The organism is Planktothrix sp. PLAVEN19ND, from assembly GCF_057220675.1.
Window position 1 is genome coordinate 3,959,448 of the sequence record NZ_CM170132.1, and the last position, 24,262, is coordinate 3,983,709.

19 protein-coding genes are annotated in these 24,262 nt (G+C 37.0%); 8 read left to right on the forward strand and 11 right to left on the reverse strand.

Going from position 1 to position 24,262, the window contains the following annotated elements:
- Positions 1-159: 159 nt before the first annotated feature.
- A complete protein-coding gene (locus AC2D3N_RS17015) occupies positions 160-1,524 on the reverse strand; it encodes an FAD/NAD(P)-binding protein (RefSeq protein ID WP_484691574.1) in 1,365 nt (454 codons plus the stop codon).
- A 371-nt stretch (positions 1,525-1,895) separates the two neighbouring features.
- Between AC2D3N_RS17015 and AC2D3N_RS17020 the strand changes: the two genes are divergently transcribed.
- The 3 genes from AC2D3N_RS17020 to AC2D3N_RS17030 all read left to right on the forward strand — a co-directional run bounded on the left by AC2D3N_RS17020 (position 1,896) and on the right by AC2D3N_RS17030 (position 7,368).
- Positions 1,896-2,240, forward strand: a complete 345-nt coding sequence (locus AC2D3N_RS17020; RefSeq protein WP_079678432.1) for a hypothetical protein — start codon at positions 1,896-1,898, stop codon at positions 2,238-2,240.
- Between the two features lie 288 nt (positions 2,241-2,528).
- Positions 2,529-6,929 (forward strand): nSTAND1 domain-containing NTPase, encoded by a 4,401-nt coding sequence (locus AC2D3N_RS17025; RefSeq protein WP_484691575.1) that lies wholly within the window; start codon positions 2,529-2,531, stop codon positions 6,927-6,929.
- Entirely contained in the window at positions 6,913-7,368 is a 456-nt protein-coding gene (locus AC2D3N_RS17030) for a WD40 repeat domain-containing protein (RefSeq protein WP_484691576.1), read from the forward strand. The genes AC2D3N_RS17025 and AC2D3N_RS17030 overlap by 17 nt, the downstream gene beginning before the upstream one ends.
- Before the next feature lie 71 nt (positions 7,369-7,439).
- Here the strand turns inward: AC2D3N_RS17030 and AC2D3N_RS17035 are convergent, their stop codons facing one another.
- The 3 genes from AC2D3N_RS17035 to AC2D3N_RS17045 all read right to left on the reverse strand — a co-directional run bounded on the left by AC2D3N_RS17035 (position 7,440) and on the right by AC2D3N_RS17045 (position 10,612).
- The gene (locus tag AC2D3N_RS17035; RefSeq protein WP_484691577.1) at positions 7,440-7,643 is read right to left on the reverse strand and encodes a hypothetical protein; all 204 of its coding nucleotides are present in this window, start codon (positions 7,641-7,643) and stop codon (positions 7,440-7,442) included.
- A gap of 385 nt (positions 7,644-8,028) precedes the next feature.
- Positions 8,029-9,972 (reverse strand): DNA primase, encoded by a 1,944-nt coding sequence (gene dnaG, locus AC2D3N_RS17040; RefSeq protein WP_484691578.1) that lies wholly within the window; start codon positions 9,970-9,972, stop codon positions 8,029-8,031.
- A gap of 133 nt (positions 9,973-10,105) precedes the next feature.
- On the reverse strand, positions 10,106-10,612 hold the full coding sequence (locus tag AC2D3N_RS17045; RefSeq protein WP_484691579.1) for a helix-turn-helix transcriptional regulator: 507 nt from the start codon (positions 10,610-10,612) through the stop codon (positions 10,106-10,108).
- Positions 10,613-10,907: 295 nt separating this feature from the next.
- Between AC2D3N_RS17045 and AC2D3N_RS17050 the strand changes: the two genes are divergently transcribed.
- The 4 genes from AC2D3N_RS17050 to AC2D3N_RS17065 all read left to right on the forward strand — a co-directional run bounded on the left by AC2D3N_RS17050 (position 10,908) and on the right by AC2D3N_RS17065 (position 15,020).
- On the forward strand, positions 10,908-11,594 hold the full coding sequence (locus AC2D3N_RS17050; RefSeq protein WP_484691580.1) for a vWA domain-containing protein: 687 nt from the start codon (positions 10,908-10,910) through the stop codon (positions 11,592-11,594).
- A gap of 139 nt (positions 11,595-11,733) precedes the next feature.
- Entirely contained in the window at positions 11,734-13,185 is a 1,452-nt protein-coding gene (locus tag AC2D3N_RS17055; RefSeq protein ID WP_484691581.1) for a PP2C family protein-serine/threonine phosphatase, read from the forward strand.
- 37 nt (positions 13,186-13,222) lie between these two features.
- Entirely contained in the window at positions 13,223-14,299 is a 1,077-nt protein-coding gene (locus AC2D3N_RS17060) for a protein kinase domain-containing protein (protein ID WP_484691582.1), read from the forward strand.
- A 13-nt stretch (positions 14,300-14,312) separates the two neighbouring features.
- Positions 14,313-15,020, forward strand: coding sequence for a DUF1036 domain-containing protein (locus AC2D3N_RS17065; protein ID WP_484691583.1), 708 nt, complete (start codon positions 14,313-14,315; stop codon positions 15,018-15,020).
- Between the two features lie 41 nt (positions 15,021-15,061).
- Here the strand turns inward: AC2D3N_RS17065 and AC2D3N_RS17070 are convergent, their stop codons facing one another.
- From AC2D3N_RS17070 to AC2D3N_RS17100, 7 genes are all read right to left on the reverse strand, one after another.
- Positions 15,062-15,496 (reverse strand): type II toxin-antitoxin system VapC family toxin, encoded by a 435-nt coding sequence (locus AC2D3N_RS17070; RefSeq protein WP_484691584.1) that lies wholly within the window; start codon positions 15,494-15,496, stop codon positions 15,062-15,064.
- Positions 15,497-15,501: 5 nt separating this feature from the next.
- A complete protein-coding gene (locus tag AC2D3N_RS17075) occupies positions 15,502-15,867 on the reverse strand; it encodes a type II toxin-antitoxin system HicB family antitoxin (RefSeq protein ID WP_484691585.1) in 366 nt (121 codons plus the stop codon).
- A 163-nt stretch (positions 15,868-16,030) separates the two neighbouring features.
- A complete protein-coding gene (locus tag AC2D3N_RS17080) occupies positions 16,031-17,614 on the reverse strand; it encodes a peptide ligase PGM1-related protein (RefSeq protein ID WP_484691586.1) in 1,584 nt (527 codons plus the stop codon).
- 85 nt (positions 17,615-17,699) lie between these two features.
- A complete protein-coding gene (locus tag AC2D3N_RS17085) occupies positions 17,700-19,322 on the reverse strand; it encodes a glycosyltransferase family 39 protein (protein ID WP_484691587.1) in 1,623 nt (540 codons plus the stop codon).
- A gap of 165 nt (positions 19,323-19,487) precedes the next feature.
- Positions 19,488-19,823 (reverse strand): ribulose bisphosphate carboxylase small subunit, encoded by a 336-nt coding sequence (locus tag AC2D3N_RS17090; RefSeq protein ID WP_026786015.1) that lies wholly within the window; start codon positions 19,821-19,823, stop codon positions 19,488-19,490.
- A 65-nt stretch (positions 19,824-19,888) separates the two neighbouring features.
- Complete coding sequence (gene rcbX / locus AC2D3N_RS17095; RefSeq protein ID WP_484691588.1) at positions 19,889-20,293, reverse strand: RuBisCO chaperone RbcX; 405 nt, start codon at positions 20,291-20,293, stop codon at positions 19,889-19,891.
- Positions 20,294-20,414: 121 nt separating this feature from the next.
- A complete protein-coding gene (locus AC2D3N_RS17100) occupies positions 20,415-21,845 on the reverse strand; it encodes a form I ribulose bisphosphate carboxylase large subunit (protein ID WP_079678419.1) in 1,431 nt (476 codons plus the stop codon).
- Positions 21,846-22,397: 552 nt separating this feature from the next.
- Here AC2D3N_RS17100 and AC2D3N_RS17105 point away from each other — a divergent pair.
- Positions 22,398-24,143: a protein kinase domain-containing protein gene (locus AC2D3N_RS17105; RefSeq protein WP_484691589.1), complete on the forward strand. Its 1,746-nt coding sequence runs from the start codon at positions 22,398-22,400 to the stop codon at positions 24,141-24,143.
- Positions 24,144-24,262 lie beyond the last annotated feature (119 nt).

Here is a 24,262-nt window from a genome sequence, read left to right on the forward strand (position 1 = left end):
ACGGGGAACAGGGAACACCGGATAATACTTCTGGCTGTTTCATATCAGTATTAAAATATTACAATCTTGACGCGGATTGATATATGAAACAGCCGGTGTTTACTTTTAAGCCGAAATCTTGGATACAACTCAAATAGGATTGCTATAAAATTGTTAGATTCAGTTTAACAATCCTGTTGCTAAGTTTTCAGATTGCTCTCGAATTTCTCGGACTGCGGTGGTTTCCCAGCGATGTCCTTTACAGGCTGTACCTAAAGTATATAGTTGTTGAGAAATTTCACCTTTTTGATCAATTAATGCCCCGGTTTTTGTGACATCTAAACCTAAATTTAATGAGTCGGAACGAATTAAACCGCTTTTGAATAAGTTACTCAGTAGAGGAGAGGAAAGTTTCTGATAATCACCGACGGAATTAGTACAATTAATGACTAAACTCACTCGTAAATTTAATAATTCTTGATTGTGTTTTTGACGAATCATCACCTCTACATGATCGGGGTTTTCAGAATATTCTAAAATTCGACCTGCATATAAAATTAACTGCTGATGATTGAATAACTCTTGGATTTGTTGGTGAACATCAGGTGCAATTCGATGGCGCACAACGTCCCAATAGGGTTGAACATGGCGCAAAAATCGAGCCTGTTCTGGGGGTGAAAGATGATTCCAAATTGATTGAGTTTCAACTCGCAAAGAATCAATTACTGCCCTCCAATTATACCCTTTTTGATCAGCCTTGTCAATTTCTTCCCGAATTCGATGCACTAATTCCCGTATGGTTTTTGGGGCAGATTCTAGGGTTAAAAATGGGGGGAATGGTTCGACTTTGGCGTGGGGTTGGGGGAATAAACCGCGTCGAGAGACAACATAAATTTTACCTTGATGGTTTTGTGCTTTTAGGGTGGCAATAATATCGATAGCAGTTAATCCCGATCCGATTAATAATAGGGGTTCATGGATTGATTTTAAGGGTAATTGGGGTTCAGACCAAGCCCAAGGAACATAACGGGAACTTTGATAAAATGAAGGGTTAGAAATAGCCGGATTTTGAGGAGGAAAATTACCCAGGGCTAAAACAGATTGATCAACGAATAGTTGTTCTCCACTTTTTAAGGTTATAATTAGATTATTGAGTGTTTGATCAATAGCGATCGCCTCATCTAAAACCCGATACAAAAGAACTCCAGCCTGGGCTTTTTGTTCAGCATCTTGCAAAATTGAGCGCAGATATTCACTATAAAATTTTCTGGGAACAAAGGTATCCGCCGTAATTAACTGATCGGGATAATTAATATTCAGCCATTGTAAAAAATTATCATGCTGATCCCCAAAAGCACTCATTTTCCCCGCAGGAACATTGAGTAAATGATGGTCTGAAGGAGTGCTATAGGCAATCCCTTCCCCCAATTTATTTCTGCGTTCTATTAAATGAATCTCTAAAGGACGGTTAGCTTTTTGCAGGAGATTAATTGCCACCATAACCCCACTAAAACCGCCCCCAATAATTGCAATCTTTTGAGTCATAAATAGGAGTTAATTCTGATGATTAATTCTTAGATGCTTATAAAAATCAACTGCCCTCTTTTGGGCACCGAAAGCAGTTGATAGGCTGAGTTTGAACCTACTTGAATTGTAATTGTATTGCAATTCATTTAAGATGTCAAGCCCTAAAAAGTCATCTATCGCACAAGACCAAAGAAACCGGGTTTCTGCGTAAGAGTTAGGATACCAAGCGCGAAGGGATGTCCCTAGCCGTCTATACCCCATGATAAATTCAGGGGTTTGCGTCCTCTGATTTTTCCGTATCGACAAACCTGTTTGTTAATTCTTCATTTTCCGACTTAAGCTAGAATTGAAAGTAATTGCTGAATCCACCTCTACAATTGTTGATCTGAATGTTTAGTTATTTTGCTTTTCGTCGTTTCCAGCCTCTAATTTTATTATTGCTAGGTGCTGGTTTTTTCATTCCGGCTGATCAGGCGTTATCCTTAACGAATGAACAAGCGCAAGCCTTTAGTGCCGAATATATGAAAGGCTGTTTACAAGGGGTGAGTCAATTCGGTCTTGATCCCGAAAAAGGGGAACAGTATTGTCGTTGTACCCTGAATAATTTGCTACAACTTCCTGATGAAAAATTGCAGTCTTTAGGACAATTGAGCGAAGAACAAATTAAGCAAGATTCAGCCATTCAAAATGCCATCAATAGTTGTGTGTCAACTTATATTAAACCCGGTGAATAGGTAATATAGAAAGTCTAAAGTTTTGGGTGCATTCCGAATTCCTGAATTGAATTATTAATTGCTGTACTCAATAGATAGGGATTAATCAACCTACAAGAGTCATCCTTGTGGAGTATGTAAACGTTACATAGTGAAGGTTTACAGATTAATTTTATCCATCTATTTATAGCAGCGGACATAGCTACTAGCACAAAATATACGCTTGTCATTGTCCTAAGCGTAATCGCGACTGCTATAAAAATTTGAGTACAGTTTTTACCTTGTGGGAAAGGAAGCCAGCCAAATTTTATGAAAGCAATACAAGCAATTAACCAAAATTCTTTAAAAACTTTAAATCGAATTTTCACCAGATTTAATCACGATTTTTCTCTGATTTTGGCTCACTGTAATTATAGAATGGTTAGAGAAAAATTTATTACACAATTACAAGAACAACATCCTAACTTAATTAAAAATATTGTCATAGATGCCAATGTTACTAATCTTTATAATGCCTTAGTTACAGCCATTGAAACAGAAGAAAATACCCCGATAGCTTTAATCATATCCGGTTTAGAGTCAAACGAACAACTGGAAATTTTGATTAAAATTATGAATCAAATGCGGGAGGAATTTCGTCGAAAATTTCACTTTCCTTTGCTATTGTGGGTGACGGATTCTCTCTTACAATCTTTAATTCGCTTGGCTCCTGATTTCCATAGTTGGTCAACCTCAGTTTCTTTTGAAATTAGTACGGAGGATTTATTACAGTTTATCAAACAAATGACAGAGCAAGTTTCTGTCAAAGTATTAGATAGTGGTGCTGGTATTTTTTTAGAAAATTCTTGTTTTGATTTAGAGTTAGGTTCGCCGTTAAGATTAGAATTAGAATCGGCTCGCCAAGAGTTACAGAAACGGGGAGAACCTTTAGATATCGAACTAGAGGCTGGTTTGGAGTTTATATTGGGTCGAATTTCTGACCATTATAATCAAGTTTCTTTACAACATTATGAACGAAGTTTGCAGCTTTGGAAACAAACTAATAATTTAATTCGTCACAGTCAATTATTATTTTATGTAGGATTTTGGTGGCACAGCCACGGAATTTTACATCGATTTCAAAAAGAATCGGCTTATCATCAGGCTAAAACTTATTATACCGAATCCATCCAGAAGTTTAAACAAGCCGACCGTGGGGATTTAGTGGCTAAATTTATTAATGCTTTAGCCGATATCTTGTTTGGATTAAAACAATGGCAAGAATTAGAAGAAGTTGCTCAAGAATCGATTCATTATAATCGAATTTACGCCTATCCTTTTAGAGAAGCTCGGGGATATCATTTTTTGGCAGAGGTTGCTTTAACTAAAAGTTCTCCCTTGGAAGCTAAAACTTTAGCAGAAAAAGCTCAGAATTTGTTAACTAAAACCTGCTCCACTTATCAAGCTCAAACACCGGAGCAACAGTCGATTTTAGACTGGGAAACCTCCTATCATCAAGGATGGTATTTATTTACCCTAGCTCACGCCCATCAACAACTGAATCAACAGCAAGAAGCGATTAATATTCTGGAAAAAGCCAAAGCCAGAACTAAACCTCACTATGACCCAGACCTCTATATTAAAATTTTACAACTTTTACAGGATTTATATTTCCAAAAAAGCGAATATTTAATGGCTTATGAAATCAAACAAAAACGTCGGGAAATTGAACAACAATTTAGATTAAGAGCGTTTATCGGAGCCGGAAGACTCGGACATATTCAAAGTATTACTAATCCCAGTTTACCACCAGTTAACTACCCCAAAATTATTAATCCAGAAATTAGTGCCTCCGGTCGTTTATCCGTGGTACATTGGCTGTATGAACGTATTAGAAGAAATGATTGTCGATTAACAGTGATTTATGGACAATCTGGAGTGGGTAAAAGTTCAATTTTGCAAGCTGGTTTTATTCCAGAGTTACAAAAAACCTCGATTGAGACACGTTATTGTATCCCAGTATTAATTCAGGTTTATACGAATTTTAGTCGAGAATTTTCTCGGGCTTTAGCTAAGGGAATTAGGGAGTTTAAAAATATTGAATTAGATTCTTCTATTTTAAATGATCAAGAGATAATTTTAGAGCAAATTAGAGCTTTGGTCAAGCAAAATTTTTGGGTTATTATTATCTTTGACCAATTTGAAGAATTTTTCTTTGCTTGTAAAGATAATCAACAGCGACAAACCTGTTATAAATTTATCAAAGATTGCTTAGATATTCCCTATGTCAAAATTGTTTTATCCTTACGAGAAGATTACTTACACTATTTATTAGAATGTACTCGTCAGGGCTATTTAGAAAGTATTGGGAATAATATTTTAGACCGTAATATCCTATCTTATATTGGAAACTTTACGCGAGAAGAAGCTAAATCCGTGATTAAAAGTTTAACAGAAAGAACACAATTTTTTCTTGAACCTGCTCTGATTGAACAATTAGTTGAAGATTTAGCTGAAGATTTAGGAGAAATTCGACCGATAGAATTACAAGTTGTAGGTTCTCAGTTACAGGCTCAAAATATTAACACATTACAACAATATCAACAAGCGGGACAAAAGAAAAAATTAGTCGAAGATTATTTAGATGAAGTGATTCAAGATTGTGGTTTAAGTAATAAAAGTTTGGCTGAGTTGGTGCTTTATCTGCTGACGGATGAAAATAATACTCGTCCTTTAAAAACCCGCGCTGATTTAGTCCGAGGAATTAAAGAAATAGCGAATCATTTTGACAATATTAATCAAAATTTAGATACGGTTCTGAAGATTTTTGTCCTCTCAGGTTTAGTATTTCTTTTACCCGAAATTCCCGCCGAACGGTATCAACTGGTACATGATTATTTAGTCAGTTTAATTCGTCAAAATCGCAGTTCTGTGATTTTAGAACAGTTAGAAATAGAAACAAAAAAACGCCAACAAGCAGAAGCAAAAAATAAAGAACTTTGGCAACTTTTTACCCGTTCCACTATTATTGGTGGTGGTATGGCACTTTTATTAACCTTAGCATTAGGATTTTTAAGGATTTCAGAAGTTAAAAATAAACAAGTTAACTTAGCTTTAGAAAATACGAAATACACAGCTTTAACCACAGAAAATAATCAGCTTGAAGCCTTATTAACCTTAGTTACCGCCGGAAAATTTCTATCCAATCAAATGGCTAAATCTGCTATTGAACAAGAAACTCAGAGTAAATTAAGTATTGCAGTTCAAGTGATTCAAGAAAAAAATATTTTAGATGGACATGACAAAAATAATGTTTTAAGTGTGAGTATTAGTCCCGATGACCAACTAATTGCTTCTGCGAGTATTGATAAAACTATTAAATTATGGACTCGTGAGGGAAAACTAATTAATACTTTACAAGGACATAAAGATTCCGTTTGGTTTGTTACCTTTAGTCCTAATAGTCAAATCATGGCTTCTGCGAGTCGGGATAAAACCATAAAACTTTGGAAAAAAGATGGAAAATTCATCAGAACATTAAAGGGACATACCGATGAAGTCAAATGGGTTAGTTTTAGTCCCGATGGTCAACAAATTGCTTCCGCGAGTCGAGATAAAACGGTTAAAATTTGGAGTTTAAACGGTAACTTAATTAAAACTTTAAACGGACATAAAACACCCGTTCTCAGCGTTGTTTTTAGTCCTGATGGTCAACTTATTGCTTCATCGAGTGAAGATGGCTTAATTAATATTTGGACTCGCCAGGGGGAACTGATTAAAACAATTCCCGCCCATGCTAAGCCGATTTGGAGTATTGTTTTTAGTCCCGATAGTCAAATAATTGCCTCGGCGAGTGATGATAAAACCGTGAAATTATGGGGTCGAGATGGTCAATTAATTAGAAGTTTAGCAGGATATCAACAGGCAGTTAATAGTGTTGATTTTAGTCGAGATGGTAATTTAATTGCCACGGGAAGTACGGATGAAATGATTAAAATTTGGACAAAGGAAGGTTTGTTGATTTCGACTCTGCAAGGACATAGGGGTGGGATTAATCAAGTCAGTTTTTCTAAGCAAAAAGAGATGTTGGTTTCTGCCAGTCAAGACGGCATCGTTAGAGTTTGGAATTTACAAGCCCTACCTCGAATGATTCAACTGAAAGATTATAAAATTTATAGTAGTAATTTTTTGGGTAAAAATAGTGATTTAGTTGCTTCTCCTGGCCGAGATTTAAAAACCAATGATCATGTTGTTGTATTATGGACTTTAAATGGAGAAGTAAAACGGACGTTTAGAGGTCATAGTAATACGGTTAATAATGTCAGTTTTAGTCCTGACCAAAAAATGATTGCATCAGCCAGCGATGATAAAACAGTAAAAATTTGGGATTTAGAAGGTAAGGAAATTAATACTATTGTCCATCCATCGGCTGTTTGGAGTGTGATTTTTAGCCCTAATAATCAGTTGATTGCCACCGCCAGTAATGACAATAAAATTCGGATTTGGGCAATTGATGGCACTTTAAAACAGACTTTGGAGGGTCATAAAAAACAAATCAATGATTTAAGTTTTAGTCCCGATAGTAAAATTTTAGCTTCTGCGAGTAATGATAAAACTGTTAACCTATGGGATGTCAGTAAAGGGCGTTTTATCACTTCCTTAATTGCAGCTAAAATTCGGTTTAGTTTCTGTCAGTTTCAGTCCCGATGGACAATTGATTGCAGCGACTAAAGATGGGGAATCAATCGCGATTTGGAAAAATAAAAATTTAAACTGGGAACTTTTACAAACTTCTGTTATTTTAGGCAAACATTGGAAACCAATTTATGAGGTCAATTTTAGCCCCAATAGTAAAATATTAGCTTCTGCAAGTGTAGATGGTACTATTAAACTTTGGGATATTAATGGAAGTTTAATTACAACTTTAAAGCCAAGTTTAGAACCTATTTTATCAGTTAATTTTAGTCCCGATGGCAAAACTTTGATTGGGATTCAAAAAACGCAACCCAGTCGAATTGGTGTCTGGTCAATTGACACGAATCAAGTTAATGAAAATACTAATAATTTGTTAAAAAAGGCTTGTGTTCAACTTCATGATTATTTAGAAACTAGCCCTAATGTTAACAGTATCAATCAAAAAATTTGTGATGAGTTTAATCCCTCTCGCTAAAACATTAAGTAGAGACGTTTTATGCAACATCTCTACTAAAAGGTGGATTTGCACCTAATTATGGATTTATATTAATCTCGTGGCGGTCTACCCGTATCTTTGATTATTTCTTGACCTTCCTCCCTAGCTTGAGGACAAAGGCTAATACTATTGTGAATGCTACAGGGAAATTTAACAATAGAATTGGAAACAGTCAACTCTGAAGCTTTTGCTTGAGTTGTTGTAATCACCGATAACCCGATTAGGGTTAAAGAGATCAGACTTTGGCGTAACATAATTAGACTCCTGTTGGTACAATAACAGAATAAATCCGCTTATTAAACCCATGAATTAATGCACACAAATAAGGGTTTTAACGGGCTTAAAATTTTAATTAAGAGGGGGTTAATAAACGGATTTAATTCCTCTAAAATAAGCTGGGGTGTTATTGACTTCAACCTAAACTACCCAATTCATGAATAATTTAGTTTTCCAGTCTTAACACTCTACTTTTCTAGTTCAAATTTGTGAATCAGGAATACTTTTTATTTATGTATGATTTTTTTTATGAAATACTTAAATATTTGCTAATGATGATTAATAAAAGAGGTGAGGATATTAGTCATTAGTCATTAGTTATTATTTATCAGTTTATTACCCATTCGTAATTCGTAATTACCCTTAATTCATATTCATTCCCCCCAAGGGAACAGAAATTAAATCATGAAATTGAGTATCTCTAATGCGTTTTAATTCCCACATCCATTTGGTTTCTGCGTCAATTTGTTGATAATATTTTTGAGCTAAATTCTGCTGTTGAGCAATATCGGTTTCCCCCCATAATTTTAATGCCATATCTCGTCTTTTTTGACAAATAACGGTTTCAATGGACGCAATAGAACTGCGAATAACTAACTGGGGGCGACAAATATCAATTTCCGTATGTTCGTCCAAATAAAATAGATGATAAAATTGTTTGGTTTGTTGATTTTTTTCCAAACAAACTTGTTGCAATTCCAGAATTAAATCCACCGTATCTAAACTCTTTTCAGATCTTTCCTCAATTTGGGCAATTTCTCGCCATAAAAACCGATGATGAGCTAAACTAAACTGTAAATCTCTCGCTTCTAACCCATCAACAATGGTTAGGCGATATTCGGGACAATGGAGGTATATTCTGAGGAGTTTAACTTCTGCTTCTTCTAATAAACTGCGCTCGGAGTTAATACTCAGTAAATTATCAGAAGATGGTTTATTTTTTCCTATTTCTAAATGATGCTGATTTACTTGAGTTTGTAAATTTTTAGCTAAGAGAGAAACTAACCGATTTTGTCCTTGACTCAGAAGTTCAGCACAGTATTGAATATAATGGGTGCGTTGCATTCCATTTTCAATTTTTTTTAATAATTCTACCATTTGTTTTGAGACTTGCTGCGACTGGGAAACGGTTTCTAGGTTTTTTCCAATTAATAAACGTTGAATTTGCCAATCAATCCAAAATGGAGCATTAACCAATAATTTTTGATAATCTTCAGCAGAATTATGAATTAAAAACTCATCGGGATCTTTACCAGAAGGAATATTTAAAATCCGTAAATTAATATAACCTTGATAAGCCAGATCTTCAATTTCTCCAATCGCCCGTTCTGCTGCTTTATTCCCCGCAACATCTGCATCAAAATTGAGAATAATTTGTTTAGATTCTGTGTAACGAACTAACTGCCGAACTTGATTTAAACTTAACGCAGTGCCTAAAGAAGCTACAACATTTTTTATTCCGGCGGTATGTAACGCAATTACATCAAAATAGCCTTCGACAACAATCGCTTGATCTTGTTTGCCGATGGCATTTTTGGCTTTATCTAAGGCAAATAAAGTCTTGCCTTTATCAAATAATTCGGTTTCGGGAGAATTGAGATATTTGGGCAGTTCATCCCCTAAACTTCTGCCCCCAAATCCAATAATTTTTCCCTGACTATCATGGATGGGAATCATTAATCGATCTCTAAATCGATCATAATATCCATTGCCAGTTTTTCGAGGTACAATTAGCCCTGCTTGTTCAACTAATTCCGCCGGAAAATGTTTTTGTTCTACCAAATAATCATAGAGTGTTTCCCATCCTTGGGGGGCATATCCTAACTGAAAATATTGAATAGTATTTTCTTTGAGATTTCGTTTTAATTTTAAATAATCTAAGGCTTGAATTCCTTCCGGTTGTCTTAAAGTATATTGATAAAAACCCGTAGCGATCGCCAAAATCTCATATAATTGTTCTCGTAAAGAAATCTGTCTTTGTAATTCCTGACGTTTTTCCGGTTCCAAAGTCTTCACTGGAACTTGATACCGTTTAGCTAACTCTAAAACCACCTCACTAAAAGAACTTTTATCCAAATCCATAATAAATTTAATCGCATTTCCTGCCGCCCCACATCCAAAACAATAAAACATTTGTTTCGTGGGACTAACGGTAAAACTAGGGGTTTTTTCATCATGAAAAGGACATAACCCCACAAAATCTTTCCCCCGTCGTTTCAATGAAACTTTCTCGGACACGATATCATAAATATCCGCCCTTTCTTTGACTTCTTCTATGGTTTCTGGATGAATTCGGGGAGTCAGCATTGGGGATTAAACTAGAATGATCAGTCTTTATTTTGCCATAAAATATCCTGAATGATCCTTCTGTAGAGACGTTGCATGCAACGTCTCTACAGGGGGAATGTGTAGCAAACCTTCAAGGATTGATATTCAACTGTTAATTAACTAAATTCTCGGCAATTATTGAATTTTCTGTAATCTCTGAATATTTCTTTGATTCTGAAGTGGCGGATGTTGTAGGGATTTTTAAACTAAAAACAACAACTAACTGATGATTTTCAATATGAATATTATTAACATTAACAACACTTTTTTCAGTAAGCAAACTATCAACGGGAATCTCTGGGGGTGTCTGTCGTTTATATCCGGCTTCTTCTAACCATTCTGTAACTTCTCGCCAACTTTCAATCCGAGCATCTAATTTATCTACCAAACTTTTCACATATCGATATAACGTCACACAGAGGTCAGTTTTCACTCCTTTAACGTTTTTTCCCAGTTGTTCGGCAATTTCCGCCGGACTAAACCCACACAACAACCCCCGCAAATGCAGCTTTTCCATCGGCGTCAGGCGTCTTCCCTTAGCAGAGGCGAGGTCAGTATAAAGGGTTTCTAAGTCCCAATGGAGTGCAGCCTGGTTGAACTGTTGATCAAGGGAAGTCATGATGTCGCGTCCTCAATATCCTGTTTTTATCCTAACATAAATCCTGTTTAAATGCAGGGAACAAATAGGATTAATCAATTTATACTTAGCAATGAGCTAGCTTACTTGATCTCTAACTCGCTACTACTTAGGAAATAATCTTGATTTGGATTTCCGTTGTCCCATCATCCCCCAATGCTCACAAAATCCAGGTTAAAAAATTTTTTGAGAAATTTGCGTAAAGTTCGCAAGTCTAGCCTATAGATATTTAGGTCAAATTTGATTATCCATCATCGTCTGGAGGTTAAAACTCAGTATGGCAAACGAACCAGAGGACAAATATGTCAAGTATGCCGTTGATTTAGTCATGTGCATTGATGGCACAGGTTCAATGGGCCACTTAATTGATGCAGTCAAGTCTACAGCCCTCAACTTCTATCCCAAACTAGAAGCGAAGATGGAGACTAAACAGAAAAAAATTGATCAACTTAGGGCTAAAGTGATCGTATTTCGGGATTACTGGGCTGATGCACCTGATAAAGCAATGGTACAGTCTGAGTTCTTTAATCTTCGGACAGAAAACACTAAATTTGCTGATTTTGTTTCTAAAATTCAAGCGCAGGGAGGAGGCGACGAGCCAGAAAATGGCTTAGAAGGTTTGGATTTAGCCTTAAAATCAAAATGGGAAAAAGCACAAGATTTTGCTAAACAACGGTATGTCATTATTGTTTATACGGATGCCAGTGCCCATAGTTTAGAAAAAAGTTCTAAGCCTGCCCATTATCCTAAAGAAATTTCTTCAACTTTAGATGATCTCACTGATTATTGGTCAGAAATGTCAAGCCCTGCTAAACGATTACTATTGTTTACTCCTGATGCTTCTCCTTGGACAATGATTGCCAGTAGTTGGGATAATACAATACATTTTGCCTCTAAAGCAGGTCAAGGATTAGAAGAATTTGAAATGGATGAAATTTTAGATGTCATTGCTAATAGTGTGTAAATTTCTTAAAAACTGAACTTCTTCACGCTGTTTATAAAAATCAAGAAAATCTTCAAGATGAAAATACTTAAGATTTTCTTGAGTTAATTTAGTTTCTAATTTTTCAAAATCTAGGATGATCAACCTCTATTTGTAAGCTATGAAATCCTTGTCGATAACTGTCAATATAGAAATTGTTCTTGACAAAGGTGAGGATGCTCATCTATTTTGTGCTGATGATTATTTTGATGTTATAGTCATCGGAGTTTTTGATGGTTTAGGAGGACGTTCAGCCGGTTATGATGAACAGACAGGTGGAAAAATTGCTTCACAAAAAGCTTCAGAAAAGGTAGGAAATTTTTTGCTTCAATGGTCGGGAAAACTCGATCCTCAAATCGTTATTAAAATCCAAGATGAAGTTTATAAAACTTTAAAAGAAGCAGCCGATAAAAATATTAAGCCATCGCGTCTGGGAGGTTCTTTAGCGGGTCAGCGTTTGTGTACAACAATGGCACTAGCCAGCATTCCAAAGTTAGGTGAATTGCCAACAAAATATGAAGTTAGTTTGGCTTGGATTGGAGATTCACGATTATATTTCCTCAGCCCAGAAAAAGGCTTACAGCAACTTACTCAAGATGATTTAGAAGTAAAAAAAGATGCGTTTGAAATGATTCGAGAAGATCCACCTATGTCCCAATATTTAAGTGCAGACATGAAGAAAAATTGGCAGATTCATTTTAAATTACAAGAATTGGATCAACCTGGATGTATTCTTGCTTGTACTGACGGATGCTTTCAATATTTACCTACGCCTTGGGAATTTGAAAAGTTATTGTTAAATACATTGAGTCAATCTGAGGATATGAAACAATGGGAAGATTCATTGTTTCAACGGTATCAAGATATTAAGCAAGATGATGTATCTCTTATTCTTTGCTCAATGGGATATAATGGTTTTGATGATTTAAAACAATCCTATCAAGAAAGATTTGATTATTTAACAGAAAAATTTGATTTCAAAAACAAAAATTTGGGGGAATTACAAACGTTATGGCAGGAATATAGAGAAAATTATGAATTCTATTTAGAACAGGAAGAAAAACAGCAAATTGTTCAAACTATTGTAGAAATAAATACAGATTCTGTTCCAAGTCCAGAAATAATTTATGAACCTTCTGAAAATAATGAACCTACCGTAGATCCTGTAGTAGAAATAATCCCACATAGTGATGAAGAAAACAAAATCCCCAATAACTTAGAATTAGCTAAAGTAAACTTAGAAAACAATCATATTAAAGATGCTATTCAGGATTTAGAAACAGCGTTTGCAGATGAAAATATTGATTCTCTGGTTAAAGAAGATTCTCGGTTGATTCAAGATTTAGAACAACTACTAGAAGAATGTTTACAGAATATAAGTGATCCTGATTTTAGAGCAAATTTCCACTATTTTATAGGATGGATTAACTACCTATCTAATAACCTAGAGAAAGCCATGGATTATTGCAATAAAGCGAGTCAATATTATAAACTTCGAGTGAGTCCTACAGCAAACGACAATGAAAAAAAGAGGAAAATGCAAGAATTAATCCGTAAAATTGACAAAAATTGACAATTTAACACAAATCTCAGAAGGAGAAAACTAAATTATGTCTTACAAAACAGGCGATGTTATTGGTAAATATACCGTCAGTCGTGATTTTGACAGCACTAATGGCGGTCAGTGTCAATGGGGATTTGCAAAAGCAAAAGCGGGAGCAGAGGAGGTTTTTATTAAAAAATTCTTAAGTCCTGTTTATCCAGGTAACTCTGCACCAGGAAGTGAAAAAGGGAAACAAAAAAGACGAGATCAATGTGAAGTTTTTGAAAAAAAACAGTTAGCTATTATGAAAGCTCTTTCCGCTTGTGGTGATGGCGGGTTAGTCGTCAGGACAATAGACTTCTTTAAACATGGTGATGATCATGGAAGTCATTACTTTAAAGTTTCTCAAAAAGTTGATACTAGCACCTTATCTAATCTAGTCCATGACTTGGAAATGAAAAAACGGCTGTTTGTCATGTTAACAGCAGCAGGAGCTTTAAAGATTCTTCATGGAAGTAGAATTATTCACCTTGATCTAAAACCTGATAATATTCTGATTCAAGAATGGGAAAATCGTTTAATCGCTAAGATTATTGATTTTGACAATAGTATATTAGAAGGAGAACCCACAACACCCGAATTTTTAGTAGGAGATCAAGTCTACTATTCACCAGAGTTTGCTGAATATATTAATACAGAAGGTAAAACTCCAGCACCCAATCAAAAATCTGATATTTTTTCACTAGGTTTAATCTTTTGTCAATACTGGACAGGTTCACTCCCAAACTATCCCAACCGTTATCAATACGCTTATCAAACAGTTTCTACCGATCCAATATTAACACTTCCTGAGTGTTTAAGCGGTGAAATTCCTCCACCAAGCCCAAGTCGCCTCACTATTGGCAAGGGTTTGACACGCAGTAAAAGCTATTCTAATCCCACCCATAATAAACTCAAACTATTAATTGAAAAAATGTTGGTTTTAAAGCCAGAAAATCGCCCGTCTATTGTAGAAGTTCATAGGATTTTAAAACATCTTTATCATCATGATACCTTACCAAAAGAAACTATAGATACAACTTCATCTAGTGCAGAAAGAAAAACGGGTGAAACTCGAGTTAAAACAAATTTAAGAAAAGATTAATTTAAAAATTGTTATGCCTCTTTATAAATGTAAGACTTGCACTCATGAGTTTAGAGTAGATGTATTACCTTTAGAATGTGATATTTGTGGAGGTAAAAATTTAGTTGCTTTAGAACCAATTTCAAAACCTGTAAAAAAACCAATAATCTCTGATGCCAAAAAGAAGCAAAGTAAGTTGAGTTTTATTACAGCTATTTTTTTAGGAATGGTTTTAGGAATAGTTTGTATTTGGGTCTTCTTATGGATCTTCTTCGTTAGTTTTACGCGGGGTTTAGATAATAATACACTTAACCTTAAGATTCAAAATATTCAGCGAGAAAAAGATGAGTTACAAGCACAACTTAACCAATCAGGTCAAACAACAATTGTTCGTTTTTGTAATCAAACTCGTGACAAAACAATTAATCTTGCACTGGGTTACTGGGATGGAAATAAGGGAACCGAACTGCGAACAAAAGGATGGTTGATTATTTATCCTAGTGGCTGTGAAGAGGTTGATTTAGAAAGAAGCTATACAGGTAATGTTTATGTGTACGGACAAAGCGGAACTATATTTTGGAATTCAAATTTGCCTGATTTATCTTTTTGTGTTAATAGCTTAAAAGGATTTGATTTTATCAATGCTAATCAAATGCCTTGTAATGAAATAGGTGAGAAAAAAGTGATGATGAAATCTGTTGGAGTAGCTCCTGGTATAACGCTATGGAATTTAGGTGAATAATTTAACTAAAAATTATTGTTTTAAAAATGCGATCGCACAATTTAAACACTCCTATTTTCAATACTCCAATCTTCAAACCTCAACCCAGGAACTCGTTCAAAATCCTGTCGATTTCGTGTTACTAAAATTCCATTATTTGCCATGACAAGAGCCGCGATGCGTAAATCTTGCGTACCAATCCGAATTTTTTGACGCAATAACTCAAAATAACAATGATAAGATTCTTGATCAAAATTTATCACATTAATAGTTTGATAATACTTTAAAGTTTCTTCTAATCTTGCGTAAGCAAATAGAAGCTCATCAGCAGATTTTGCTTTTTTAATTTGGTTTAAACGCCCATAAAACTGTTCTTCTACCGTAACAATAGTAACTGCAACTTCTTCAGGGTTAATTGTCATCACTCGTTGTGTTACAACAGGATGTTGTCGTTGAAATAAGGAAATATGATCAGTATCTAATATCCAAAAACTCACTTTTTCTACTCCTCTCCATCAAGTTGACGATAATATTCTTCCGTTTCAGCATCTCTTTCACGACGATAATCTTCAATATCTTTGAGCATCTCGTCAAAATACGGATCATCTTTAAACATTCCTGCAAACTTCATCCAAGGATGTTCGGGTTTGGGTAGAGGAATTTCCAGTTGCACAATTTCACCTTGTTTCAGAATAGCATTAACTTGTTCTAATAATTGTTCTAGTGCTGCTTCTCGACTTGCACCTTTAGCTTTACAATCTAAACCTAATACTGTTACTATATATTCCTGATTTTGTTGTTGAATTAACACAGGATAAGTCAATTTGGCAATAGATGGAGATGACGATTGAATTAAGTTGGCAGTCATAGAACTATCCTTTTATAATCTAATTCAGTTTTATTATACACTATTTTAAGTTATGAAAAAGGTATGATTCACGGGAGAAACTGGGCTTTTAGCTCAGAAATTAGCGTTGAGATTGCATTCTTTGGGTCAGGATGTTACCGTTTTAGATCGTAACTTAATAATGTCAAAAAACCAGAGGAATAGCGGTGGATAAACAATAGTTTTCCCAACTTTTAAAGGGTTGAATTTCCGTTTCTTCATTGAGAACATCCACGACACGATCATAAATGTCTTGCGCCTGTTCAGGAGAATCACCAATACAAGTTAATCCTAACTTTCCATAACGAGATAAACACCCCATTAAGTGAAAAACCGTTCCTGTTTCCGTACTACTATCAAAATGCAATTGATGATTAACAATAATATCCATTAAATCATTAGGTAATAAACCCTGATACTTGTTATGTTGCAAATTATCCGAAGCAATATAAAATTTAGGTTGAGATTTTCGACTATAAAATAACCCGGTTTGTAAATCATAATACCCATTAGTTAATAACTTTAAAGTCATAAATGGATGGGTGGTGCCCCCTCGACGCAGGTTAATTTCTATCGCCTGTAAATCCCAATCTAAACTCTCCGGTTGATAGACCGCAATAAAATCTACACCAAACCGTTCTAAAGCCCCTTTATTCGCTAAATTTTGACCAATTTTTTCTCCCATTTCTTGCAATTTTAATCGATAGGCGGCTTGGGCTGGAAATCGACAACCTTGGAAAATTTGACCATCGGGGCCGCCTAAAATTTGATCATGGGTGGAGATAATTTGAGTCTTGCCATTGGGAGTAATTTCACACTGAACACTAGGAGATTCTTTGATCTCTCCTTCAATAAAAACCTCTACAATTGCCCCTAATTCAGAAATGCGATCGCGAAAAGTTTCCCAGGTTTCATTCGGGGCTTGAAAACTTAATTTATTCCAGTAATTTTTGAGAATTTTCTCTCTTTCATCAAGGTTTAAATCTTGCAGAGGTCTTAAATCTAATAGGGCATTTCCTTCTCCAGAAAATCCCTGATTTAGTTTAACCACAATTCGGTTTAAGTTCGGTTGACGACTCCATAACTCTAAGGTTACTTTAGTTAAATCTTCCGTATTAAAAACTAAACCACTACCGTCGGGATGGGGAATACCTGCTTCGGTAAAGATTTGCCGACTGCCACTTTTAGTTCCCCAATAATTTAAGTCAGGATCAACCCCAAATAACGGAATATCTAATTGTACAGATAATTCCCGTTCTAGGGGGGTGGAATTAAAACAAATCATATAGGATTGATTGGGTCTTAAAACTTGATGAATTCGAGAAATTAAACGGGGACGTTCTAAAATTTTTTGGGTTAAGGGTTTAGGGGAAGTATCATAGGTTGAAAATAACAATAAACGATCCCGAATATGACTAATAGGAATTCCGGGCATTAGGTGTAAATAATAATCAATTACGGTGGGGTGAATGGGTTGGGAAGACACATAAATTAACCGCATTCTAGGATTGCGTAATCGAATTAAAGAAAAGAGTAATCGTTCTTCATACTGATGGGAACCTGGAATTTTTTCTAATTGGTGGCTATCTAAACTCAATGACGGAATCACAACGACATCTTGATCCTCTAATTCCTGATCGCTTAAACTTTGAAAGCGTTGCCGAAGTTGAGTTTGCAGTTCTCGAAACCGTTGAATTGTGTTTTCCTGGGAATGATGCACTACAACCATAACTCTAACCTATTGAACCCGATATCTCTATGTTAGTTCAGGTGATTAACCGGATAGCAGTTTCGAGAAGAATTGCAAGATTTTGTTACTTGAGTTCCCAGAGTCGTGATTTTTGATCAACTTTTTCTACTTTTTCTAATTGATAGTTTTCATTTTTAATGGTTTGGCGTAATTCCTCAGAGGGGTTAAGAACAAAAACCTTTGGCCCTATGGGGAGTAATAATAGATTGGGTTTTGAATTAACCATCAGTAGTTTAATATCAGGGTTTAATTCATAACTCAGAGAAATAATATTCCCTAAATTTGTATAATAACTACCGTGATCGACGATGACAGTGGCGGATTTATTTTTATTTAATTCTTGGGCAATTTGAGGATTTTCAAAACTGGGAATTTGATGCCACCAGCTTTGAGCATTGGCACTCATACTAATAGAAATTAGGCTAAATGTAAAAACGATAGCTAGGAGCGATCGCCAAACTATTTCTCCATCAATTAAGGAATTTTTATTACTTTTAATATGGGTAGAAAATAAATAGGCAACAGCTAATTGAATCGCGGGAAAACAGGGAATTAAAAAGCGTGTTACCCCTGAACGTCCTCCCCCTAAAAGCACATCGGGTAGGGCTAATATTAAAAAGGGAACTAAAATAGATGTCCAAATAAATAGGCGAGTTTGTCGATTCGTTTGTTGACTAATTTGAAATAATGCCGCCAGAATTAATATCACAAAAGGAAGTCTGAGTAAATACATCTGAATACTATTAAAATCGAAATTTATATCAACAAATACAGAAGTAAAACTCAAAATCCAAAACTTGCTTAAATTTAGTAAACTGATGGAATTGCTTGACCAATTGGTAACATCCATCGCCCGTTGTAAATTATTGATTAAAATAATTAGCCAAGGACTAAAAGCTAAAATTGTGATCGCAACAGCCCCTAAAAATTCCAATAATAACGGAGAAAAAGTAAAGCGTTTTCGTTTTCTAAAAGATTGTGAAGACTCCATACTCAATAACAGAATATAAGCCCCATGCCCCATCATTGTTAACCCGAATAAAATATGGGTATAGAGTCCAAAAATACAGGCTAAACTATAACCTGCCCAAAATAAAGGATGACGCCAACGAATCGCTTTTAGTAAGGCATAACCAGCAGCAATTACCATTAAGGTAAGTAAACTATATTGTCGGGCAGTTTGAGCAAATAAAATATCAAAGGGAGATAGGGCTAAAAAAGCTGTAGCCAGTAAAGCGGTTTGGGAAGATTGAAATAATTCCCAAGCCAATAAATACATAAATGGCAGGGAAATTAAACTAATTAAAGCAGGTAAAAACCGAGAAGCAAAAATAGAACCCCCAAACAAAAACATCCAGACCCGTGCTAATAAAAAATAAAACGGAGAATGTTGAGGATCTTCTGTGGCTAGAGAATTGAGGGTATCTAGGGGGGTACTATTAGGTTTCAGTTGTTGATATTTGAGGAGGTCAACGGGGGAAACAATGCGATTCTGATAGAATTCCTGAGTAAATTCTTGACCCGTATATCCAGCAGCTCGCAAGGTAGTATAAACCTCATCATGCCAATAGATTTTTCCATCTAAAGCTACAAACCGAAAGGCAATACCAATAACAATAACAACAATTAAAAATAACCTCAGAATTTGAGGGCGAATTCCTTTGAAAAAGTTCCAGAGACGGGGCATAACATCCGTTTAAGTTAAGTATAAAATTTAATCTTAAAGCTTATGACTAAAAAAAGCAGGGAGATTCCCTGCTCAAATTTGGCTCAAGTTCTAAAATAGTTTTAAGAAATTAGCGAGTTAGGGGATGATTCATGTCGCCCTAACTCATTCAATCTCAAACCCTACTTAGTATAAAGAGCTACTGGGTTTGTGGACGATGAAGCTTAACACTTGGCACTGCTTCACGTTATCAAAACCCATCACACGGATATAGGATTTAGAATTTTCTTGGCGGCAAGCTTGAACTTCATTCAACACTTCTTGAGAAGTAGTAGCATTGAACAAAGGCAGTTTCCACAGCGTCCAATAATGTTGGGTGGGTTCGGAAGATTCACTAAATTCCACACCGGGGATATATCCTTGATCCAGAATATATTGGACTTGCTTGACGATTTGAGCATCAGTCAAGGGGGGGAGATAGGATAACGTTTCAAAACGACGTTCTTTTGGTAATGTCCGCATTGTTGTTTCTAAAGTTAAATCCACTAAAGGTTAATAGGCGATCGCAGTGGTCATCATGCTTAAACTCACCGCAAGTCGGGGTTCGGTTCTGAGTCCGTTTGTAATTCGATTTCTGGGTTAGATTCAACACTACTCAGTTGCGTAATTCGTTCTAAATACTGACGGCGATAATCTATATTAGCTTTTTGAATATTTTCACGAACCATTTCCGGTAAATAATCAGAAACTTCCTGTACCAGATGTTCCCGTACCGTCATAATCCGAAACGCCATCTCATGACTTTCTTGGAGCATTTCCTGTAGATAGGCCTCCCCGTCCTGAATTTTCCCTGTTGAGGAAAACTCACTCAGCCAGATCGCTTGTCCAGGGTTCGTTTCCCGGAGTTGATTCGTGATAATTCTTACAGCCTGATAGGTCAGGTAACTTGCCAGCACCTTCGATGTTTCTTTCGCAACTTGTTTGATATCCATAGGCTGACCCTAACCCTCTTGATGATGGATTGAGATTTTAGATTTTGGATTGAGTTGTAACTACAACCGACCTGACTTGTCAAGTCTGACCCAAAATCCAAAATCCTGAATCTCAAATCAATTAGACGGTATCCATCGACTCGAACTCAAACTTGATTTCTTTCCAGAGTTCGCAAGCAACGGCCAGTTCAGGAGACCATTTGCAAGCTTCACGGATAACGTCGCCGCCTTCACGCATGAGGTTGCGACCTTCGTTACGCGCTTGAACACAAGCTTCGAGGGCCACACGGTTAGCGGTAGCACCAGGAGCATTACCCCAGGGGTGTCCGAGGGTTCCACCACCGAACTGTAAGCAAGAGTCATCGCCGAAGATTTCCACCAGGGCGGGCATATGCCAAACGTGAATCCCACCGGAAGCCACGGGCATTACACCAGGCATAGAAGCCCAATCTTGGGTAAAGTAAATCCCACGAGAGCGATCAACCTCAACGTGATCTTCACGCATCAGGTCAACAAAGCCCATGGTGATGCCTTTTTCCCCTTCCAGTTTACCCACAACGGTACCGGAGTGCAGGTGGTCACCACCAGACATCCGTAAGCATTTGGCTAACACGCGGAAGTGAATCCCGTGATTTTTCTGACGGTCAATCACAGCGTGCATAGCACGGTGAATGTGGAGCAGAATGCCATTACGACGACACCATTTGGCCAAGGTGGTATTAGCAGTGAAACCACCCGTAAGGTAGTCGTGCATGATGATCGGGGTTTTGATTTCTTTAGCGAATTCAGCCCGTTCCATCATTTCTTCGCAGGTGGGGGCGGTCACGTTTAAGTAGTGACCTTTAATTTCCCCGGTTTCTGCTTGAGCTTTTTCGATGGCTTCTTGAACGAACAGGAAGCGATCGCGCCAGCGCATAAAGGGCTGGGAGTTGATGTTTTCGTCGTCTTTGGTGAAGTCTAAGCCACCGCGTAAGCACTCATAGACGGCGCGGCCATAGTTTTTGGCAGACAGACCGAGTTTAGGCTTAATCGTACAGCCGAGGAGAGGACGACCGTATTTGTTTAATTTATCCCGCTCAACGGTAATCCCGTGGGGAGGGCCTTGGAAGGTTTTCAGGTAAGCGATGGGGATGCGTAAATCTTCTAAACGCAATGACCGCAGGGCTTTAAAACCAAACACGTTACCGACTAAAGAGGTCAGTAGGTTGGTGACGGAACCTTCTTCAAACAGATCCAGAGGATAGGCGACGTAGCAAATATATTGGTTATCTTCACCAGGAACGGGTTCGACTTCATAGCAACGACCTTTATAGCGGTCGAGGTCAGTCAGTAAGTCCGTCCACACCGTTGTCCAAGTTCCAGTGGAGGATTCAGCAGCAACAGCCGCGCCAGCTTCTTCGGGAGGAACTCCAGGTTGAGGACTCATCCGAAAAGCAGCCAGAACGTCTGTATCTTTTGGTGTATAGTCAGGCGTGTAATAGGTCAGTTTATAGTCCTGTACACCGGCTTTGTAGCCAGATTTGGACTTGGTTTGTGTTTGAGAGTAAGACATATCTCCCTTAAAGCTCCCTTTGTTTAGGAATCGATTATTTTATGCACGGATTGGCAATTGATTAAAATAGTATCAAGAAACGAGTCATTGCAACGTTGAATCTTTTTAATATTTTTATAACATTTGTTTATATTTCTTCTTATTTTGGAATATTTCCCTCAGATCCCCTGTGTTTTTTCGCGTGTATATCACTAAAACGATCTTTTTTATATTAAGTCTTATGAAATAAATTCTGGTTAACAGAATAAGTGGTTTTACTTAACTATTTTCTGAAATTTAGACTGCATAATCATAGTCCATTGTCAAGCAGAACATCATCGGTAATTTCGGATTTCAAATTTAAAGTTAGGCTAGGGAAATTGGGTCTTGTCCACTTTCGATGGGTATACAGTTTCATCCCTAATTTTAAGTTTCAAGGTCTATAGATAGTATATAGTCTATAGTAAATTTATTAGCAATTGATTTAAGTCAATCATAATAAAACTGGGCTATGGGTGGAACTGTTCGTTAAGATGGTTATTAACCCAATACCGCGACTGTTCACCGCCCATTGTGACTTCACCCACTATCCATTGTATTAATCCCCAATGCTCCCATCCCTCAAATCAACCTTGGGGGAATAAATTTTGTCAGAGTTGTGGCGCCCCCCTACAACTGAACCAACGCTATATTCCTTTACACAATTTAGGAACCGGGGGATTTTCCCGCCTTTATACCGTCTGGGATCTCAAAGCCCAAACCGAAAAAGTCTTAAAAGTCCTGGTGGAACCCTCCCCGAAAGCCTTAGAACTCTTTGAACACGAAGCGGCGGTTTTAGCCCAATTACGCCATCCAGGAGTTCCTAGGGTCGAGGCAGATGGCTATTTTTATTTAAAAAAACGCAACGGCTCCGAAGGCCATCTCCCCTGTTTGGTGATGGAAAAAATTAATGGCCCCACCCTACAGGAAATTTTAGAGCAATATCCCCAAGGCTGTCCCGAAGACTGGGTGATCAGTTGGCTATCCCAAGCCTTAGATATATTAAGGGAATTGCATGGCCATCAAATCATTCATCGAGACATCAAACCCTCAAACGTGATGTTACGGATGACATCCGGCGGCAAGGGGGGTCAGGTTTCGGACACCCAACTGGTGATGATTGACTTTGGAGGGGCTAAACAAATTGGCTCTGTCCCCCATGGCGATCGCGAAAGTAGCCCCCGCAGTAGTACCCGCCTAATTTCCGCCGGATATAGTCCCCCGGAACAGGTGATGGGGGCGATGGTCGGGCCAGCAACGGATTTTTATGCCTTGGGGCGCACCTGTATTCATTTATTAACGGGTCAATTTCCCGGGGACTTAGATGATGCCTACACAGGGGAATTGCGTTGGCGAGAAAAAGCCCTGGTTAGTGCCGGATTTGCTAATTTATTAGAGCGAATGGTGCAACTCGATCCCCGTCAACGTCCCCAAACCGCCAAAGAAATTCAAACAGATATTTTTAGAATTATTCGACAGAAAAAACATCCTCGACGGATGATGTCTTCCCATCAACGGTTTTTTGATACCGTGACAACGACTTTAATTCAATGGGATAAAAAATTAATTCAACTGGTATTTGGACTAGGAAAATTAACCATACATTCTGTGCGGGGTTTAGTCGAAACCAGTTGGGAAATTGCCTTAGCTGGAACTGGATCAATTGTCGGAACAGTAATTGGATCAATATTAATTTATTTTTCGGGATTAGGAGAAAAAATTACTGTGGTTTTAGCCCAAGAATTACCCCAGATTTTACCGAATGTTCCCCTAACTTTAGGTGCGGAAGTGTTAGTTTGGGGATTAGCCGGATTAGGCGCTGGAATTGGATTAACCGATGCGGGAGGTTTCGGTCAACGTCGCCGTTATTGGTTAGCTGGGATTATGGGAATGTTAGGCTATATTGTGGGGGGAGCTAGTGGACAACTGATCAATCAATTCGGAAATATAGGTCTTCAGGGATGGGAATTAGAATTGTTTAATCAACTCCCTTTAGGAATAGCCGCCGGGTTAGTAACTTTAGGTTTAGGGTTACGCAATGATCAAATATTTCAGGGGATATTTGTTTTATTAACCGTTACTACTCTATTTTTAGGTTTTAATCAATTTCATATTTTGCCTCAAGAACTGTTACAGTTTCCTACTAAAATTCAACACCCTAATCTATCCCAATTTTGGCATAATTTAGGATTTATGGCGTTACTCAGTGGCACAACAGCTTTCTGTTTAGGAATAACTCACTATTTCATTCTTCCCCTATTTCGATGGTTTAGAAATTAGTTATAGTTTTCAGATTCCGACAGATTGAAATCTGTCGCTACACAGACGAAACCCGCCGACGCGGGTTTTGAAATCAAATATTCCTCACTAGATTATATATAGCTAGACTATATAGTTTA

Coding starts and splice junctions, on each gene's coding strand:
- AC2D3N_RS17015 (WP_484691574.1), bottom strand. CDS start 1,524: ATGACTCAAAAGATTGCAATTATTGGGGGCGGTTTTAGTGGGGTTATG.
- AC2D3N_RS17020 (WP_079678432.1), top strand. CDS start 1,896: ATGTTTAGTTATTTTGCTTTTCGTCGTTTCCAGCCTCTAATTTTATTA.
- AC2D3N_RS17025 (WP_484691575.1), top strand. CDS start 2,529: ATGAAAGCAATACAAGCAATTAACCAAAATTCTTTAAAAACTTTAAAT.
- AC2D3N_RS17035 (WP_484691577.1), bottom strand. CDS start 7,643: ATGTTACGCCAAAGTCTGATCTCTTTAACCCTAATCGGGTTATCGGTG.
- dnaG (WP_484691578.1), bottom strand. CDS start 9,972: ATGCTGACTCCCCGAATTCATCCAGAAACCATAGAAGAAGTCAAAGAA.
- AC2D3N_RS17045 (WP_484691579.1), bottom strand. CDS start 10,612: ATGACTTCCCTTGATCAACAGTTCAACCAGGCTGCACTCCATTGGGAC.
- AC2D3N_RS17050 (WP_484691580.1), top strand. CDS start 10,908: ATGGCAAACGAACCAGAGGACAAATATGTCAAGTATGCCGTTGATTTA.
- AC2D3N_RS17055 (WP_484691581.1), top strand. CDS start 11,734: ATGAAATCCTTGTCGATAACTGTCAATATAGAAATTGTTCTTGACAAA.
- AC2D3N_RS17060 (WP_484691582.1), top strand. CDS start 13,223: ATGTCTTACAAAACAGGCGATGTTATTGGTAAATATACCGTCAGTCGT.
- AC2D3N_RS17065 (WP_484691583.1), top strand. CDS start 14,313: ATGCCTCTTTATAAATGTAAGACTTGCACTCATGAGTTTAGAGTAGAT.
- AC2D3N_RS17075 (WP_484691585.1), bottom strand. CDS start 15,867: ATGACTGCCAACTTAATTCAATCGTCATCTCCATCTATTGCCAAATTG.
- AC2D3N_RS17080 (WP_484691586.1), bottom strand. CDS start 17,614: ATGGTTGTAGTGCATCATTCCCAGGAAAACACAATTCAACGGTTTCGA.
- AC2D3N_RS17085 (WP_484691587.1), bottom strand. CDS start 19,322: ATGCCCCGTCTCTGGAACTTTTTCAAAGGAATTCGCCCTCAAATTCTG.
- AC2D3N_RS17090 (WP_026786015.1), bottom strand. CDS start 19,823: ATGCGGACATTACCAAAAGAACGTCGTTTTGAAACGTTATCCTATCTC.
- rcbX (WP_484691588.1), bottom strand. CDS start 20,293: ATGGATATCAAACAAGTTGCGAAAGAAACATCGAAGGTGCTGGCAAGT.
- AC2D3N_RS17100 (WP_079678419.1), bottom strand. CDS start 21,845: ATGTCTTACTCTCAAACACAAACCAAGTCCAAATCTGGCTACAAAGCC.